Origin of the sequence: Pseudomonas imrae, from assembly GCF_046352735.2 — a bacterium.
In the GTDB taxonomy this organism is placed as follows: domain Bacteria; phylum Pseudomonadota; class Gammaproteobacteria; order Pseudomonadales; family Pseudomonadaceae; genus Aquipseudomonas; species Aquipseudomonas imrae.
In genome coordinates this window covers 3,956,226-3,971,916 of the sequence record NZ_CP110853.2, presented here as the reverse complement: position 1 = coordinate 3,971,916, position 15,691 = coordinate 3,956,226, and the positions used below count along the sequence as shown (strand labels likewise).

At 57.2% G+C, this 15,691-nt stretch carries 16 protein-coding genes and 1 tRNA gene; 10 read left to right on the top strand and 7 right to left on the bottom strand.

Annotated elements, in window-relative coordinates:
• Positions 1-48 precede the first annotated feature (48 nt).
• Positions 49-1,377, top strand: a complete 1,329-nt coding sequence (locus OQ460_RS18015) for an MFS transporter (RefSeq protein WP_410018742.1) — start codon at positions 49-51, stop codon at positions 1,375-1,377.
• An 8-nt stretch (positions 1,378-1,385) separates the two neighbouring features.
• Here the strand turns inward: OQ460_RS18015 and OQ460_RS18010 are convergent, their stop codons facing one another.
• On the bottom strand, positions 1,386-1,874 hold the full coding sequence (locus OQ460_RS18010) for a DMT family transporter (protein WP_410018741.1): 489 nt from the start codon (positions 1,872-1,874) through the stop codon (positions 1,386-1,388).
• 78 nt (positions 1,875-1,952) lie between these two features.
• Here OQ460_RS18010 and OQ460_RS18005 point away from each other — a divergent pair, with 78 nt between their 5' ends.
• From OQ460_RS18005 to OQ460_RS17990, 4 genes are all read left to right on the top strand, one after another.
• A complete protein-coding gene (locus OQ460_RS18005) occupies positions 1,953-2,870 on the top strand; it encodes a LysR family transcriptional regulator (RefSeq protein ID WP_410018740.1) in 918 nt (305 codons plus the stop codon).
• A 68-nt stretch (positions 2,871-2,938) separates the two neighbouring features.
• The gene (locus tag OQ460_RS18000) at positions 2,939-3,580 is read left to right on the top strand and encodes a LysE family translocator (RefSeq protein ID WP_410018739.1); all 642 of its coding nucleotides are present in this window, start codon (positions 2,939-2,941) and stop codon (positions 3,578-3,580) included.
• A gap of 117 nt (positions 3,581-3,697) precedes the next feature.
• A complete protein-coding gene (locus OQ460_RS17995; RefSeq protein WP_410018738.1) occupies positions 3,698-4,225 on the top strand; it encodes a DUF4142 domain-containing protein in 528 nt (175 codons plus the stop codon).
• Positions 4,226-4,322: 97 nt separating this feature from the next.
• On the top strand, positions 4,323-5,129 hold the full coding sequence (locus OQ460_RS17990; protein ID WP_410018737.1) for a GNAT family N-acetyltransferase: 807 nt from the start codon (positions 4,323-4,325) through the stop codon (positions 5,127-5,129).
• A 19-nt stretch (positions 5,130-5,148) separates the two neighbouring features.
• Here OQ460_RS17990 and OQ460_RS17985 read toward each other — a convergent pair whose 3' ends face one another.
• The 5 genes from OQ460_RS17985 to OQ460_RS17965 all read right to left on the bottom strand — a co-directional run bounded on the left by OQ460_RS17985 (position 5,149) and on the right by OQ460_RS17965 (position 7,961).
• Complete coding sequence (locus tag OQ460_RS17985) at positions 5,149-5,649, bottom strand: methylated-DNA--[protein]-cysteine S-methyltransferase (protein ID WP_410018736.1); 501 nt, start codon at positions 5,647-5,649, stop codon at positions 5,149-5,151.
• A gap of 230 nt (positions 5,650-5,879) precedes the next feature.
• Positions 5,880-5,953 (bottom strand) — tRNA-Gly (locus OQ460_RS17980).
• 109 nt (positions 5,954-6,062) lie between these two features.
• The gene (locus OQ460_RS17975) at positions 6,063-6,947 is read right to left on the bottom strand and encodes an alpha/beta fold hydrolase (protein WP_410018735.1); all 885 of its coding nucleotides are present in this window, start codon (positions 6,945-6,947) and stop codon (positions 6,063-6,065) included.
• Positions 6,948-7,056: 109 nt separating this feature from the next.
• Positions 7,057-7,749, bottom strand: a complete 693-nt coding sequence (locus OQ460_RS17970) for a 16S rRNA pseudouridine(516) synthase (protein ID WP_410018734.1) — start codon at positions 7,747-7,749, stop codon at positions 7,057-7,059.
• Positions 7,749-7,961: a cysteine-rich CWC family protein gene (locus tag OQ460_RS17965; RefSeq protein WP_410018733.1), complete on the bottom strand. Its 213-nt coding sequence runs from the start codon at positions 7,959-7,961 to the stop codon at positions 7,749-7,751. Before OQ460_RS17965 ends, OQ460_RS17970 begins: the two co-directional genes overlap by 1 nt.
• A gap of 216 nt (positions 7,962-8,177) precedes the next feature.
• Here OQ460_RS17965 and OQ460_RS17960 point away from each other — a divergent pair, with 216 nt between their 5' ends.
• Positions 8,178-8,534 carry a hypothetical protein gene (locus tag OQ460_RS17960; protein WP_410018732.1) on the top strand — a complete coding sequence of 119 codons (357 nt, stop codon included), beginning with the start codon at positions 8,178-8,180 and terminating at the stop codon, positions 8,532-8,534.
• 160 nt (positions 8,535-8,694) lie between these two features.
• Positions 8,695-9,132, top strand: coding sequence for a DUF3757 domain-containing protein (locus tag OQ460_RS17955; RefSeq protein ID WP_410018731.1), 438 nt, complete (start codon positions 8,695-8,697; stop codon positions 9,130-9,132).
• Positions 9,133-9,140: 8 nt separating this feature from the next.
• Here OQ460_RS17955 and OQ460_RS17950 read toward each other — a convergent pair whose 3' ends face one another.
• Positions 9,141-10,253 carry an enoyl-CoA hydratase/isomerase family protein gene (locus tag OQ460_RS17950; protein WP_410022046.1) on the bottom strand — a complete coding sequence of 371 codons (1,113 nt, stop codon included), beginning with the start codon at positions 10,251-10,253 and terminating at the stop codon, positions 9,141-9,143.
• Positions 10,254-10,388: 135 nt separating this feature from the next.
• Between OQ460_RS17950 and ung the strand changes: the two genes are divergently transcribed.
• The 3 genes from ung (at position 10,389) to OQ460_RS17935 (ending at position 15,569) form a co-directional block, all read left to right on the top strand.
• Positions 10,389-11,081 carry a uracil-DNA glycosylase gene (gene ung / locus OQ460_RS17945; protein WP_410018730.1) on the top strand — a complete coding sequence of 231 codons (693 nt, stop codon included), beginning with the start codon at positions 10,389-10,391 and terminating at the stop codon, positions 11,079-11,081.
• Between the two features lie 278 nt (positions 11,082-11,359).
• Positions 11,360-13,333, top strand: a complete 1,974-nt coding sequence (locus tag OQ460_RS17940; protein ID WP_410018729.1) for a hypothetical protein — start codon at positions 11,360-11,362, stop codon at positions 13,331-13,333.
• A 286-nt stretch (positions 13,334-13,619) separates the two neighbouring features.
• On the top strand, positions 13,620-15,569 hold the full coding sequence (locus OQ460_RS17935; RefSeq protein ID WP_410018728.1) for a hypothetical protein: 1,950 nt from the start codon (positions 13,620-13,622) through the stop codon (positions 15,567-15,569).
• The last annotated feature ends 122 nt before the right edge of the window (positions 15,570-15,691 follow it).

The following is a 15,691-nucleotide window of genomic DNA, read 5'->3' as shown; positions in this document are numbered from 1 at the left end:
CAACAAAAACAATTCGGACGCCTGCCGGCAGTCCGCCTGGAGAAAACAATGAGCCCAAATACGATGGAGGCCGGTCTGCGCCCGGCAACTGAGTCCGATCAAATAAAAGCCCTGGTCAACAAGGTCGCCTGGCGCCTGTTGCCATTGATCATGGTGTGTTATCTGTTCGCATTTTTTGACCGTATCAATATCAGCTTCGCCAAGTTCCAGTTGCAGGCCGACCTGGGTTTGAGCAATACCGCCTACGGCTTGGGCGCGGGGTTGTTTGTCATCGGCTATGTGATCTTCGAAGTGCCGAGCAACATGATGCTGTATCGGGTCGGCGCCCGCCGCTGGATCGCCAGGATCATGGTGTCCTGGGGCCTTGCGACAGCGGCAATGGTGTTTGTGACGGCCGAGTGGCAGTTCTACACGCTGCGCTTTTTGATCGGCGCCATGGAGGCCGGCTTTGGGCCTGGTGTGCTGTATTACCTGACCTTGTGGTTCCCCCAGGATTTCCGTGGGCGGATTACCTCAATGCTGTTCCTCGCCTCGGCGTTTGCCGGCCTGGTGGGTGCGCCGTTCTCCGGCCTGGTGTTGGAACACATGGATGGCGTGTTGCAAATGCGTGGCTGGCACTGGTTGTTCCTGCTCGGTGGGTTGCCGTGCGTGGTGCTGGCGTGGATGGTCTTGACCCAATTCAAGGACCGCATCGAAGATGCCCCCTGGCTGACTGCCGAGGAGAAAACCTTGCTGGCGAGCCGCATCGCGGTGCATGAAGTTCACAAGAAAGGCTCGTTGCTCCAAGCTCTGAAAATGCCTGGGTTCCTCATGCTGGGGTTGATCTACTTCCTGATTCAGGTGGCCTCCTATGGCCTGAACTTCTGGGCGCCGCAATTGATCCGCAGTGCCGGCATCGAGAACTCGGTAACCATCGGGTTTCTGACAGCGGTTCCGTATATCTGCGGAGCAATCACCATGGTGGTGGTCGGGCGATGGTCGGACGCAACCGGAGAGCGGCGCAAGTTTGTCGCCGGCCTGGTGGCGTTGGGGGCGGTAGGCTTTTTCTGCGCCGGGATCTTCGATGACCAGGTGACGTTCCTGATCATCGCCCTGGGTCTGTTGGGCGCAGGTATTATTGCCTCGATCCCGACCTTCTGGATCTTGCCCACCAAGTTACTGACCGGCGCCGGTGCTGGTGCCGCAGGCGGGATAGCCCTGATCAACAGCCTGGGGCAACTGGGTGGCATCGTCAGCCCGGTAATGGTCGGACGCATCAAGGACATTACCGGCAGCACCACCCCGGCGCTGTATGTGATTGGCATATGCGCGTTGATTGCGGCGGCGTTGCTGCTCTGGGGCTTGCCGCAGATCCTGCGCACCTCGGATAAACGCTGAAATAGCTATCACCCCGCGGCGGCCAACGCCTTGGCTGGCGCGGCGCTGAACTGAATCAACACCACCCCCCCGAGTAACATCAGCGCCCCGATCAGTCGGGGCGCTGTCAGTTGCCGCTCCGCCAGGCCAAACAGGCCAAAGTGATCGAGCACCAGCGACGCGAGGATTTGCCCGGCCATGGCCAAGGCGATAAAACCCGAAGCGCCAAGCTTTGGCAGCAAGACCAGGGCCAGGGAAATAAAGCACACGCCGAAGGCGCCCCCGGTCCACATCCACAGCGGCGCCTTGGTGATAAAACCCAGGTTCGGCAACGGCAAGCGCAGTGCCAGGATCACCGGCAACAACACCAGGATGCTTACCAGCAACGAGGCCAGGGTCGCCCACAGCGGATGCCCCAGGCCACGTCCGAGGTTGGCATTGATTGCACTTTGAAATGGCACCACTGCGCCGGCAATCACCGCCAACAGTAATAAGCCCAGCCAATGCAACGTCGTCATGATCAAATCTCCCTAAAGTTTTACTGGACTCTACGGTATTCGCCGTGCAGATTTAAATTCCAAGTTCTTATGCTGAACATGCACGTCATGAATGATCTTCGTCGCGTCGACCTTAATCTGCTGGTGGTTCTTGATGCCTTGCTCAGTGAGCAGCATGTAACCCGTGCCGCCGAGCGCCTGCACCTGAGCCAGCCGGCGGTCAGTCACGCGTTGGCGCGCTTGCGGGATTTGCTTGCCGACCCGCTGCTGGTGCGCCTGGGAGGCGGCCTGGTGCCAACGGCCCGCGCGCTGGAGCTGGCCTCGCCCCTGGCTGAGGCGCTGGCCCAGGTGCAATCGCTGTTGGCGCCAGCCCCATTCGATCCGGCTTCGACCAAACGGACCTTTCGCCTGGCCATGTCGGATTACGGCGCCGCGCTGCTATTGCCGGGGTTGGTGCGCAGACTGCGCGAGCAGGCGCCAGGCATTGGCCTGTCGATCAGTCACGCCAGTCGTGAAGGTATGGTGGAGGGCGTGATCAACGGCGAACTCGATCTGGCTGCCGGAGTGTTTCCCGACCTGCCGGCTGAACTGCGCAGTTCACCGTTGTTCGATGAACACTATGTCTGCCTGTTGGACCGCGACAGCCTGCCTGAAGACGGCGTCCTGGATTTGCCCACCTACCTGGCGCGTCCTCATGTGCTGCTGGAAATGCGCGGCAGCGGCACACCGGAAATCGAAAGAGCGCTGACGGCGATTCGCGAGCGTCGCCACGTCGCCATCAGCCTGCCTCACTGGGGAGTTGCGCCACAATTGATCCAGGGCACCGACCTGATCCTGACAGTATCGTCGCGGGGGTTGTTGGGCACTGACCCGCAGCACCTGCGAATTTTACCGCCCCCCTTTCATATACCTACTTTCAAGTTCGAACTGGCCTGGCACACGCGACGTGGCGCCGATAGTGCGTTGCAGTGGCTGATCGAGCAGATGCAGGATGTACAGGGGCAATGCGCGCACTGACGTTGCAGTGCTTTGCAGATCATGCACAATCGATGGCTTGCCAATTTTTCTGTCAGAGCGTGAACACCATGACTTCATCGTTACTGCTTGCTGTCCTTGCGTCGGGTTTCATCTACGGCATCACTCCCGGTCCCGGTGTACTGGCGGTCTTCGGCATCGGTGCGGCCCGTGGTCGCCGGGCAGGCGCCGGGTTTTTGTGCGGGCACCTGTTGGGCGACGTGGTGTGGTGCAGTACCGCGTTGATCGCGATTGTCGGTGCGCGTGAAGTCGGCAGCAGTGCTTTTGATGTGCTCGGTGTGCTCAGCGGTTTGTACCTGTTCTGGCTTGGTCTGCGAGCCCTGCGTACCCGCAGCCGCAGCGGGGACGCGCCTCAAGGCGCTGCGCGGCAACCGTTCTGGCATGGGATCGTGTTTGGCCTGACCAACCCCAAGGCCTACCCGGTAGCGGTGGCAACCTTTACCGCGTTGCTGTCCAGTCGTGCCGAATTACTCACGTGGGGTATGCTGCCGTGGCTGATTTTCCTGAGCTTTGTCGGTGGACTGGTGGCGTATGCAATCTTGATCGGCATTGTCGGTGCCCGGCACGTGCGCACTGTCTATCAGCGCTATGAAGTACTGATCACCCGGCTTTGCGGTGTGATGTTTATCGGCTTTGCAATCAACGCATTGGCGCATGCGTTGCCAGGTTTGCTGGGGAGCAGAACTGCCTGAGCTGGCGACGACCGTTCGTCGCGCCGGCAAGTTTTTTCTAAACCTTTGTCCTTCAGAAAATTCAGATTCAGGGCGGGGCATGTTCCCCGGCATGTTTATTATCTGGAGGAACTCATCATGAGCCGCACGGCTATCCGGTTACGCGCCGCCACTTTCGCGTTGCTGCTGGGCCTCGGCGCCGGCAGTGCCATGGCCCAAGATCCGGCCGACTTTATCGAGCAGGCTTCGGCCAAGGGCATGGCCGATATCGAAACCAGTCGTATGGCCCACGCCAAGACTTCGTCCCAGGAGGTCAAGGATTACACCATCGAGGTGATCAACGAACGTACGTTGGCCAATCAGCATCTGGCAGCCATTGCCAAGAAACTTGACTTGCCCGTTGCGCCCCGAGAGCAGATCGTCGACAAGGCGCAAACCCTGATGCCCGAACTCACCGACGGCGACTCTTTCGACGCCGCCTATGCGGCTCAGCAGGTCAAGGCCAACGAAGACGCCATCGCGCTGTTTGAACAGGGAGGCGCGGCATCCGATGTTCCGGAGATAAAAGCATTGGTGGACGAGACTCTGCCCAAGCTGCAGACACGCCTGGAAAAAGCCCGGGCGCTGGCGTCGACCTACGGCAAGCGTCGCGAGGGTGAAGGCTGATAGCTGCTGTTGGGCGATTTCTGCGGCGAATATCGGAGAGTGCCTACGGCGTGTAGTAAATATGCAGGCAAGACTGGGGTTTTGCCTGGATATGTACATGCCTGCCACTGCCACCTTTTGCGTCAAGACGCTCTATCACCAGACAGAAGTCTATTTTTTCGCCGGTTCCTGCTCGTTTCACCGACCCTTCAATGCGTGCATCGACGCCTACTTGACCAATGATCACCTGAGCGACTGGAACCTGTTGTTCATCCGTATCGGCAGTCCGCCGCCAGGAGAGGCGTTGGACGACTGCCTGGCGTTGATCCGTACGGCTGCGTTGTCGGTGCGGATGGCGGTTCATCAGGATCACCTGCGCCAGGTTCAGCCATACCTGGAGGATCTGGGTTTTACCGTGGGCGAAACAAGCACCGCGATGGTGCTTGATCTGTCCACGCGGGCATCGCCGCCCACGTCGTTCCGTCCCTGTGACATCAGGCAGACGAGCAACCTGGATGTCTGGTCCGGTCCCGTGTGCAAAGCCTTCGGCCTGCCTGCCAACATTGCAGCCGACTATCAGGCCCGGCATCAAGCTGCTATCGATAGCGGCAGGCTGTTTTATCATTTTGTGTTGTCTGTCCAGGGGGCCGCAGTCAGCTCGTTGACTCTGACGATCTGTGATGGTCTGGCTCGTCTGAACGACATCTCCACGGACGCGGCTTTTCGTGGCCAAGGCTATGCCACGCAACTGATGCATGCAGCACTGGCCCATGCGGAAAAACTCGGTGCCCGCCAATGTTTCCTCGAAGCCTCGGCCCAAGGTCTGTCGCTGTATCGCAGCCAGGGGTTCTCGGCCTTGTTCGACTATCAGACCTTTTGGCGTGGGCCATTGTTGGCCGATGGAGATGGCATTACGGCTGGCTGAGGCTAGGCGTATCGGCGGTTCAGATAGCGGTGTTTGCCGAGTTGCCGGTCTCCAGTGCCAGCAAATACTGTTTGGCCGCCAGCCCTCCGGCGAATCCGGTCAAGGCACCCGACGTACCAATTACCCGGTGGCACGGCGTAACAATCGAAATGGGATTGCGCCCATTGGCCGCGCCTACCGCGCGTACCGCTTTCGGATGGCCGATCTGCAGGGCAATCTGGCTATAGCTGCGGGTTTCGCCGAAGGGAATGGCTAGCAACGCCGTCCAGACCTTTCTCTGGAACTCGGTGCCGGCGAAGTCCAATGCAAGCTCGAAGCGGTCACGAGTGCCAGCGAAGTATTCTTTCAACTGGCGTTCGACTTCCAGCAGCACCGCGCTGTCATTGGCTTCTTGCAATGCACCCAGGCGCACACGGTTGGCGCGCTCCTGCTCCCACAAAATCGCGGCAAGCTTCCCATTGCGCGCAACAAGGGTCAGTTGGCCGACGGGAGAGGGCATGAGTTTGTATTCACAGAACATGAGCGAACTCCTTGATGGCCGGCGAATCGCCAGATATGTCCGTACTTTAAAGCCATTCTCTTGTCGGTAAACTACGTTTCTTGCGCTCGAATTCCATGAGGTTGCCAGTGCGATGATTTGTGATCATCCCAGCGGCGGTGCTAAATCCTGCCCATAAAAAAACCGGCCACCAAGGGCCGGTTTTTCATGCGCTCGTACCATGAACATCCTGGCACGAGATCGAGTCTGAGTGGAGCGGGTAGAGGGAATCGAACCCTCAACTAAAGCTTGGGAAGCTTTCGTTTTGCCACTAAACTATACCCGCTCAGAACGGCTGACTTTGTACCAGATGCGCGCGCCGATTTGAAGTTTTTCTTTGAAAAATGTGCAACTTACGTAGGCCAGCCAAGCCTGGCGCTGCCGAGGCCTTTGGTTTACATCAACAAGGCATGCTGTGTCTGGCCTTGGTGACAGCGCAGCCGGTTGGCGGTTTGTTCCGGTTTCAAAAAGCTTATCAGCGCTTGTTGGCTGTCGTTGCACGCCGCTTTGTGTTCCATATCCAGAAAATGCCCGGTTGCCTGAATCGTCCCGAAGCTACTGTTGCGCACATATTGGCCAAACAGCCGGGCATCCTGGGCGCTGGTGTATTCGTCCCATTCTCCATTGATAAACAACACGGGTATGTCTATCTGTCGCGCTGCCTTGAGGTAGCACTGGCGGTCGCTGTCGAGCATCTGGCTGATGTGGAAGTGCATTTGCCCATACTCATGCTCGGCGAGGTTGCTGACGTGCCGGTAGTTGAACCGTTTGAACAGCGCAGGCAAGTGTTTGCCGATGGTGCTGTTGACCAGGTGACCGACGTTGTGACGGTCGAGGTTGCCGAGGTAGTCGACGCCGCGCTCCAGGTAGTCGCGCATGGGTGCATTGATCACTGGGGAGAACGAGCTGATCACGGCCTTTTCCACGCGGCGCGGGCGCTGCGCGAGGGCAACGATGGCCGCGGTGCCGCCCCAGGAGAACGACAGCACGTGCTCGGCAGCGAAGTGCTCGATCAACTCCAGGAGGATCTGGCCTTCGACGTCTTTGGTCAGCATGTGTTCATGATGGTTGTGGGCTTTGGAGCGCCCTGCGTAGGGCTGATCGTATAAGACCACATTGAACTGCGGGTGCAGGCTTTTCACGGTCTGGGCGAAAGATACCGTAGTGGCCATGGAGCCATTGACCAGGATGATGGTCTTGTCGGCCGCCTCCGAGCGGTAGAACTCCGTATAAACCCGATACTGACCCTGTATATCCAGCACAGCGATTTCTGGCCTCATGTCGTAGGACTCCTGGCAAGCGGGTAGCGCACTCAGGTCAGTCTGCACAAGCTTTGTGACAGGTAGGCATATGCCTTGAAGGAAGGTCCATGTGGGGCCGGCCAGACGGTCATATTTGCCGGATTTCGTCATCCGTCAGCGGGCGATACTGGCCGGGCGCAAGGCTTTCATCCAGCACCAGCGGGCCCATGCGTTCGCGATGCAGGCGCGTCACTTTGTTGTCGAAGTGCCCGAACATGCGCTTGACCTGGTGATAGCGCCCCTCAACGATGCTCAGGCGCGCACTGGTGGGGCTGAGCACCTGCAGATCGGCGGGCTGGGTGGTGAGGTTTTCGAATGCGAAGTACAGGCCGGCGGCAAACGTGGCCGCATATGCGGGCTCAATAGGCTGTTCGGTCTCGACGTAGTAGACCTTGGGCAGCTTGGTGAGCGGCTGGGTCAGGCGCCGGGACCATTGGCCGTCGTTGGTGATCAACAGCAGGCCGGTGGTATTGAAGTCCAGGCGGCCGGCGATATGCAATTCACCCTTGTCAGGTTCATTCAGCAGATCGAGGACGGTGCGGTGTTGCGGGTCAAGGGTGGCACTGACGCAACCTTGGGGCTTGTGCAGCATGAAGTAGCGCGCAGGCTTGCCGGCCTGCAGGAGTTCGCCGTCGCACTCCACGCGACTGAATGCCCGTACCTCGTGGCGAGGATCGCTGACCACTTGGCCATTGACCTTGATCCGCCGCTCGACCAGCAGCAAGCGTACTTGCTGGCGATTGAAGCGCGGCAGGTTGCTGAGGAAGCGGTCAATGCGCATTACGAGGGCTCGGCCCCGCGCAACTGCTCGTCGACCTGGGCACAGCGCGGGCACAGGCAGGCTTTGTTGCGTAACGCCTGGGGCAATGCCTCCAGTACCTTGGGGTCGATGGCGACGCTGTAGCACCAGCAGGCCTGGTCGGCGGTGCGCGGATCAGCCAGGCTGCAGTCGTTACGGGCGCCGCAGGCCGGGCAAAGGCTTGGAGTGGTCATCGGTCGATTCAGGCTGCGTCAGTAAAGGTTGCGGTGCAACCTAGTGTGGCGGGCACGATACCGCGCCGTGTGGGTGCTGCGCTACAGATGTATCAATCTATGTCCGCATCGCACCAGATTCTGTTTTTGATGTCAGATATTTCGTCATTCAGTGAAAGCTGTTTGTCGCCTCCCAGCGTCGCTGGTGTGTGCTCTTCCGCGGTCCAGGAGGCCGCCATGTATCGTCGACTACTACTCATCGCTGTGCTCGGTTTGACCCTTGGCGCCTGCGTGCCCTATCAGGATGGAGGTCGCAGCTACTATCGGTCCGAGGTTTATACGTCGCCTGCACCGGCCTATTACTACGGCGGCCCGTCCTATCAATACCGGCGTGGCTACTATGCACCACCACCCCGTTATTATCAGGCACCGCGATATTACCAGCCGGCGCCCCGGTACTATCCGTCAGGGCCAAGGGCGGGTTATCGGTTGTATCCCAATCAGCGGCGCGGTGATCATTGGCACAACGGTGGCCGTGGCCGGGGTGACGGTCGAGGCGGTGATCATGGGCGAGGTCGTGGCGGGCATCGTTGATCGGTTTTTTCTTGAAACGGCGCTAAATGCGCCGTTTTTTATGGGTGACCGTTTGTCGTGACTGTCATATTTGACAGGTAGTTTATAGGCCGCATTTGTACTTTACTGAACGGCAGGCGCCGTGCTCAGGCATGCTGGCGATAAACTGACGGAACGGTATATGGCAGCTCGCTTAGTCTTTTTGATCTTTTTTGGAATCTCCTGTGCCGCACAAGGTGAAGGCCGGCAGGGCTGTCCGTATCCTTCATCGATCAAATACGCCGACGGTTATTTTTATAAAAACAGCGCAGGGCATCGATGGGCCAGCCCGCAGGTGCCGCCTGGAGACTTTATCGATAAGTTCGTAGGTGCTGTATTTGTGCCTCGCAAGGAGCAGGAGTTAAAACAAGGCTATCTGGAAAAGTGCATCTATCGCACCGGGCGAGACCAGCTTCTTGTTGCCTTGAGATATACCCGGACAAGAGCCGGTTTGAGTATGTCGTTGACCGAGAACCTGTATTGGCGCCCGGGCAAAGACTCATTTGACCAAGACATCTTTCAATGTGATGACAGCCAGCCGGACAACTGCTCCTTCACACTCGACCATCCACAGTACTGACGAGTGCCCTAGATGTCGGATATATCCGCCAGCGGGTGTCTTCCTTCCCACACCTTATGAAAGTGCGCCTCAACGACCGCTTCGGGAATGCTGTTGATATCCGGCCAGTGCCAATGCGGCTGCTGATCCTTGTCGATCAACCGTGCCCGAACCCCTTCACTGAACTCCGGGTGCCGGCAGCAATTGAGGCTCAAGGTGTATTCCATCTGGAAGACTTGTGCCAGGGATAAATGTCGTGCGCGTCGGATCTGTTCCCACACTAGGCAGGCGGTCAGCGGGCAGCCTTCGCTCAAGGTCTTGCCGGCGCGACTGAATATCGGGTCGGGATGTTCGCGCAGTTGGCTCAGCGCGCGCCAGGCGCAACGTACATCACTCACATCCAGCCATTCGTCGATCTGTGCCCGCCGAGGCAGCCACTGTGCCTCGGGCTGCTGGTTGGCGGCTTCCCGGGCCAGGGCCTTGAGCAAGCTGTTGAGCTGCATGCTTGTCTGTTCCTGCCAGTTCAACTGCAGTAGACCTTCCAGCAGTTCGCCCTGTTGTTCATCCAGCAGCAAGCGATCGGCCAGGCCCAGGTCCAGTGCGTCCCGACCATTCATATGGGCGCCCGTCAGGCCGAGAAACAGCCCCAGTTTGCCGGGCAGGCGCGAGAGGAACCAACTGGCGCCAACGTCGGGGTAAAGCCCGATACTGATTTCGGGCATGGCCAGGCGACTGCTGGGGGTGACGATGCGTACCGACGCACTTTGCAGCAAGCCCATGCCGCCGCCCAGCACGTAGCCATGGCCCCAGCAGATCAGCGGTTTGGGATAGGTGTGCAGACGATAATCAAGACGGTATTCAGCGGCAAAAAACTGCGCCGCCAACGTCGGCACTTCGCCGGGCTGCGCACGGCAAGCCTCAGCCAGGCTGCGCACTTCGCCACCGGCACAAAAGGCCTTGGCCCCGTTGCCGCGCAGCAGCACACAGACGATTTGCGGGTCCTTGGCCCAAGTGTCCAGGCGTTCGCCCAAGGCCAGGATCATGGGCCGAGAGAGGGCATTGAGGGACTTTTCGGCATCCAGGCTGGCGATGCCGATGCGGGCACCGTAATTGCCGGTGTGCTCTTCAAAGTGCAGGTTCATCATGACCTCAATCGGTAAATTGAATGTTGAGTATGATCCTTTGGTGGGAAAGTGCCGGTTCTGCGTCAGATCAATTGACAAGCCGGGTAGGCTTTCCTAGGGTTCGCCTCATTCTTTTGACTAGATGATGCAACCATGACCGAAGGCGACCGTATCAAACTCGAACCCAGCTGGAAACAGGCCCTGCGCGATGAGTTCGAGAAGCCGTATATGGCGCAACTGCGTGAGTTCCTGCGCCAGGAACACGCGGCGGGCAAGGAGATCTACCCGCCAGGCCCGCTGATCTTCAATGCGCTCAATTCAACCCCGCTGGACAAGGTCAAGGTGGTTATCCTCGGCCAGGATCCGTACCACGGTCCCGGCCAGGCCCATGGCCTGTGCTTCTCGGTGCAGCCGGGCGTGCCGACACCGCCGTCGCTGGTCAATATCTACAAAGAGCTCAAGCGCGACCTGAACATCGACATCCCCAATCACGGTTACCTGCAAAGCTGGGCCGACCAAGGTGTGTTGATGCTCAACACCACCATGACCGTGGAGCGCGCCAATGCCAACGCCCACGCGGGCAAGGGCTGGCAGTTCTTTACCGACCGCATTATCGAAGTGGTCAGCGAGCATCAGCCGCATTTGGTGTTCCTGCTGTGGGGCGCCCATGCCCAAAGCAAGCAGAAGTTGATTGATGCCACCAAACACCTGGTGTTGACGTCGGTGCATCCGTCGCCTTTGTCGGCCTATCGCGGTTTTTTGGGTTGCGGGCATTTCAGCCGTAGCAACAAGTTTCTTGAGCAGAATGGCGAGACGCCGATTGACTGGGTGTTGCCGCCGGTCTGAAAAAGACGGGGCTCTCTCGATAACCTGAAAACCCCGGTTTATTGGGGCTGAAATGAGCCCACGATGTCTACGCCGTAAACGCTTCACCGCACTACCTGTTATTTCTGACAGTATCCGGCAAGTCTTTTTACCCCTTAACTAATCTCCTGGCCTTGTCGCTGTACTGCTCAGTGGGAGGTCAACGGCCAGTCAATGATCGTGTGTTGAGGAGAGTGAGAATGTCCAGGCAGAGACCACCAGCCAGAGCGTTACAAGCGAAGTGCCTCCCGAGCCCTAGAATGGCGGCGGAGCCTGTTGTGCCGCTGGCATTGCCTTTATTGGATGACGAGGTGGCATATACCATACCGCTTACGGCGCAAGCGTCGGATCTACCTGTTGAAGTCCAGGAGTTGTGGGGCGGTTCAGAGGGGCTTGATGATGGTGAGGTTACCCAGATACATTTTTACTGGGATAACGAAGTAGAACCATTCGACACTCAAGAACTGACTGCGCCTTACGATGAATTGGATCTGCCAGTGGTCGGTACCATACCAAAAATTAACCTGGAAGCTACTGGCCTGCACAGGGTGCGCTACACAGTTGAACTGGTACCGGGCAACGCCGCTGACCCTTCCCTTCCGATCCAAATCAACATTGACAAGCAAGCACCGAATCAGAATAACCGTGGCTTGCCGTTGATTTTCCCAGAAGAGATCGAGCTTTACGGGGTCACTGACGATTATCTGGACGATAACGGTGATCAGGTTGTCGCAACGGTGCCCCGCTGGAGTGGTATGCAGTTGGAAGACAAGGCGGAGGGTTACTTGACGCTTCTGCCGCGCCGCAGGAAAAGTGGCGTACGTCGTAGGCGTGTCAGTGCGGTAGCCAGCGTCACCATAACTCAGGAGCATCTGGATGGAGACCCCATCGAGTTGGCTTTCGAGGGCGATGTGTTGCGCGGTCACGCCAACGGCGAGTACAGCGCCAATTATTATTTGATCGACAGGGCAGGTAACGAGGGGCCTCCCGCTCGCAACAAGACCTTGTTTATCGACCTCACGCCGACACCCACAGAACTCAGGGCCGTGATTGTTCCGCAACTCTCGATTGATGGTTTGATCGACCTTGAGGACGCCCGCACATCGAGCGGCGTTTATATGGAGATACTGGAAGTGTTTGGAGCCGCGCCGGGAGATATTCTGGTGCCTTACTGGGACCTCATACATCTATCGCCAATTGAGATCGGATTTGCCCAAGCCTGGCCGATTCCAGTGCTGATTGACTATCCGATCCTGGCCAGCGGCGGCTTTGAATTCAATCGGGGCATTATCAGGGCTGACTACACTTGGCGGCGCGGTGAAAACACACCAAGACGTTCACTTCCAAGGTTTGTACCCGTCGACCTGACGGTTGCCGGGCCGGTAAGTCCCGACAATCCTCATCCGATCAACCGATTACTTCCAACCGTCACAGTCAAGGGCAGTGACGGTGATAATCGGCTGACCATCAACGACCGGGATCAGCCCGTCCGCGTAATAGTGCCGCTGTATGCAGGCCCGGTCGCTGATCAAGAGCTGGAGTTGATGTGGGGAGAGCCGCCGGTTCTGGCGGATACCTATACCGTGCGTGCGGAAGACAGGGAAGGCGACGAAATCGAGTTCTTTGTCGATTGGTCGCTGATCGAATCAGGCCCTCACGGCATCGTGCCGACGTTCTATTGGACGTACAACGGTGTGAACTGGCAGAGCTCGCCTGATACCGACGTATTGGTCAACATTATTCCTATTGAAGGCTTGCTAACGCCGCAATTTCCTGACGTCAATTATGAGCCAGGTCCTGACTCCGGTTTCATCGGTTGCACTACGCGACCGGAGCCTTGGATCGCCGGGGCCAGAGTCAGGATACCTGGTGATAGCACTCGCCTGCACGAAGGTGACGAAGTGATTCTGTCTTGGGCCAGTTATGCCAATACCAACGGCCAAGCCGCTGGTTTGATCCCGGGAACGACGACAACCTTCAACCATTTTCTGTCGGAACACGAGGCGCGCGAGGGTTATGACTTCTGGGTGCCATTTGACCCGTACATTGTGCTGCCGGGCCTGGTGAAACCACCTGAAGGGCAGGCCAACCCGCGTCATGGCTCGGCTATCGTGCAGTACCGGGTGGTCAAGCAAAACGGAGGGGGAATGGGCGACTCCTCGCGTGAGTTGGCGCTGATAACATTCAACAGGCCCGGCAACACTACCTGTTTGCCATCGAAACCAACCAGCTAGCCCTGTGTAGCAGAGTCGGCGGGGTGCAACGCACCCTCCGATTCAGCTCTTCGTCATGGCGTAACAGGCACCTTGTCGACAGATCTATGTTTTTATTTTTCGCGCTTGACAACCTGTCAACTTTCACAGTTACCCCGTGGCGCAATTGCTTGTTTAATAAGTTGGCCGTCAAGAGTAGATAGCTAAATCGTAGCTCTAGCACTGACGTATGGCGGTTAACACTACCTATTGTTCCGGGACGTTGTGTCGCCCTGGAGCCTGTCGCTACTGCAAGGAGTTCAGGGTTATGTCAAAGCAACCGTTACGCAAAGGTGCGCAAGGTACCTCAACTAAAACACAGAACAAAAAACCTCGTCCGCAGAAAGAAAAGCCTCGTATCGAGGAAGATCCACCGGCCCTTCCACCCATTATTCATACCCTGCCAGATGTCGAGGATGACGACCAAGAAAAAGTGGTGAGTGTTGCTCAGCAGTTGAACGGGCTGCCCGTTACTATCCAGCTATGGCCAAATGCAGCGGAGTTTGCAGGTGAGTTCGATTTGATCAAGTGTTATATCGACAATCACTTGGTTTCCAGTGAGGAGTTTGAAGGGCCCATTATTGCCGATGTGGACATGGAGGTGAAGTCGGCACGCCTGAGAAGCCACGGGCCCAAGAATTTCACATATAACGTCAAGCTCAATGATAGCGCTAATAATGCGACATCGCTTCCGATCAGTATATTCGTCGATACCATTGACCCTAACAGTAACCTCCAACCTGGGGCGCTGGTGCTTCCCGCCAACCTGCCCGTCGAAGGCGTGACTCCCACCTACCTGGAAGCAAACGGGGGCGTGACTGTGACCCTGCCTCGGCCATCAGATTCACGACCTGAGGATACTTACAAGGTTAGTTATGGCAGCACTGGCACTATCCATACCGGAACGGTACCCACCACTGGACTGATTACGGCTACTTTTACGAAATTGGAAATTGAAGCCGCCGGTGCTGGCGATTTTCTGCTTACGTATCAATTTTTTGATCGTGCGGGTAATGACACCGCAGTATCGACAGCGCGTACGCTTACGGTTATCGCGAGCGACCCGCCTGTCTTGTTAGCTGCGGAAATTCCAGATGCCATGCCACTGGTGGTTAAGGAAGAGGCGCGCAATGGTGTCAAAGTGACGGTGCCAACGATCACCGGATTTCTTCCGAATGATTTTCTGCTCATCTATTGGAACGGCATCATATTTGGCGAGATGCGTCTGGGTGTGACACCTATCTTTCCTCTGGAATTCACCGCTCACTATTCAACCATTGCGAAGGCCGGGAGTCTTTACACAGCAAGGATTCACTATGAGATTGTTCGTGGCAATAGACCCTATTCCTCTCCAGATACCTCGGTAAACGTAGACCTGGTCGAACCCGGCGGACCTATCATCGGTCCCGGCCCGGTCGACCCTAACCTGGTGCTCCCGTTGGTAAGAGGTGATTCCGGTGTCGATAACTCGTTGATTGCAAGCGATCTGGAAGATGGAAAAGAAGTTCATGCAACCTTCACTATCTATAGCGGTCATAAGGCCAATGAGTTTATCGATCTTTATTACGGAAAGAACGACGGTCAGCGAGTCGGTACTTATCCAGTGGAGGGGACTGAACCTGCTACTTTCGTGGTTGATATCACCATTCCGAAAAAAGCTATTGAAGATTACGGCAACGGGCTGGATATTCCGTGTTGGTATGTAGTGCGCAATGCCAATAATTACAAACAGTCGCGTCCGCAGCCAGTGAGAGTGGATATCTTTTCATTGGAGGGATTGGCTGACCCTGTATTTACTAACTTGAATGATGGGAAAATCCAGTGTCCACAAATGCCTTGGTTGAACGTACCCATCAAAATCTTCGACCCGGATAAGCTTCAGGACGACGACAAGGTCACTATCTCTGCGGTGCGTTATCTGTACAGCGGTGCTACGCAGCCAGCGACTCCAGTGCCTGGAAGCGAAGTAAGCAGTCCAGAAATAGGAATCGGCCCCTCTGAGCGACTCAACGGTTTCACCCACAACTTTGTCCTGCCTTATTTTGACGGTGATCCTACTAGGCGTCGTGGCTGGCTAGAGATAACGTGGAGCATTGAACGTGCGGGGCCGCCGCCGGAGCACGGTACATCTGGTTCCGTGGTGGCGCAGTGGGACATTCGCAGCAGCGCAGGGTCGGGCACTTGCGCGCCGACTACTCGAGGCCGTCGACGGGCTTAACGTGGTTTGGCGTTTCCTGCAGGCTTGTGTTCTTCAAGGTCCCCTGGCAACAGGGGACTTTCCAATAGGAGTTACAGATTAGTCCTACATAGCGTTTCCTTGTCGATCTCTAGTCTTTGCGT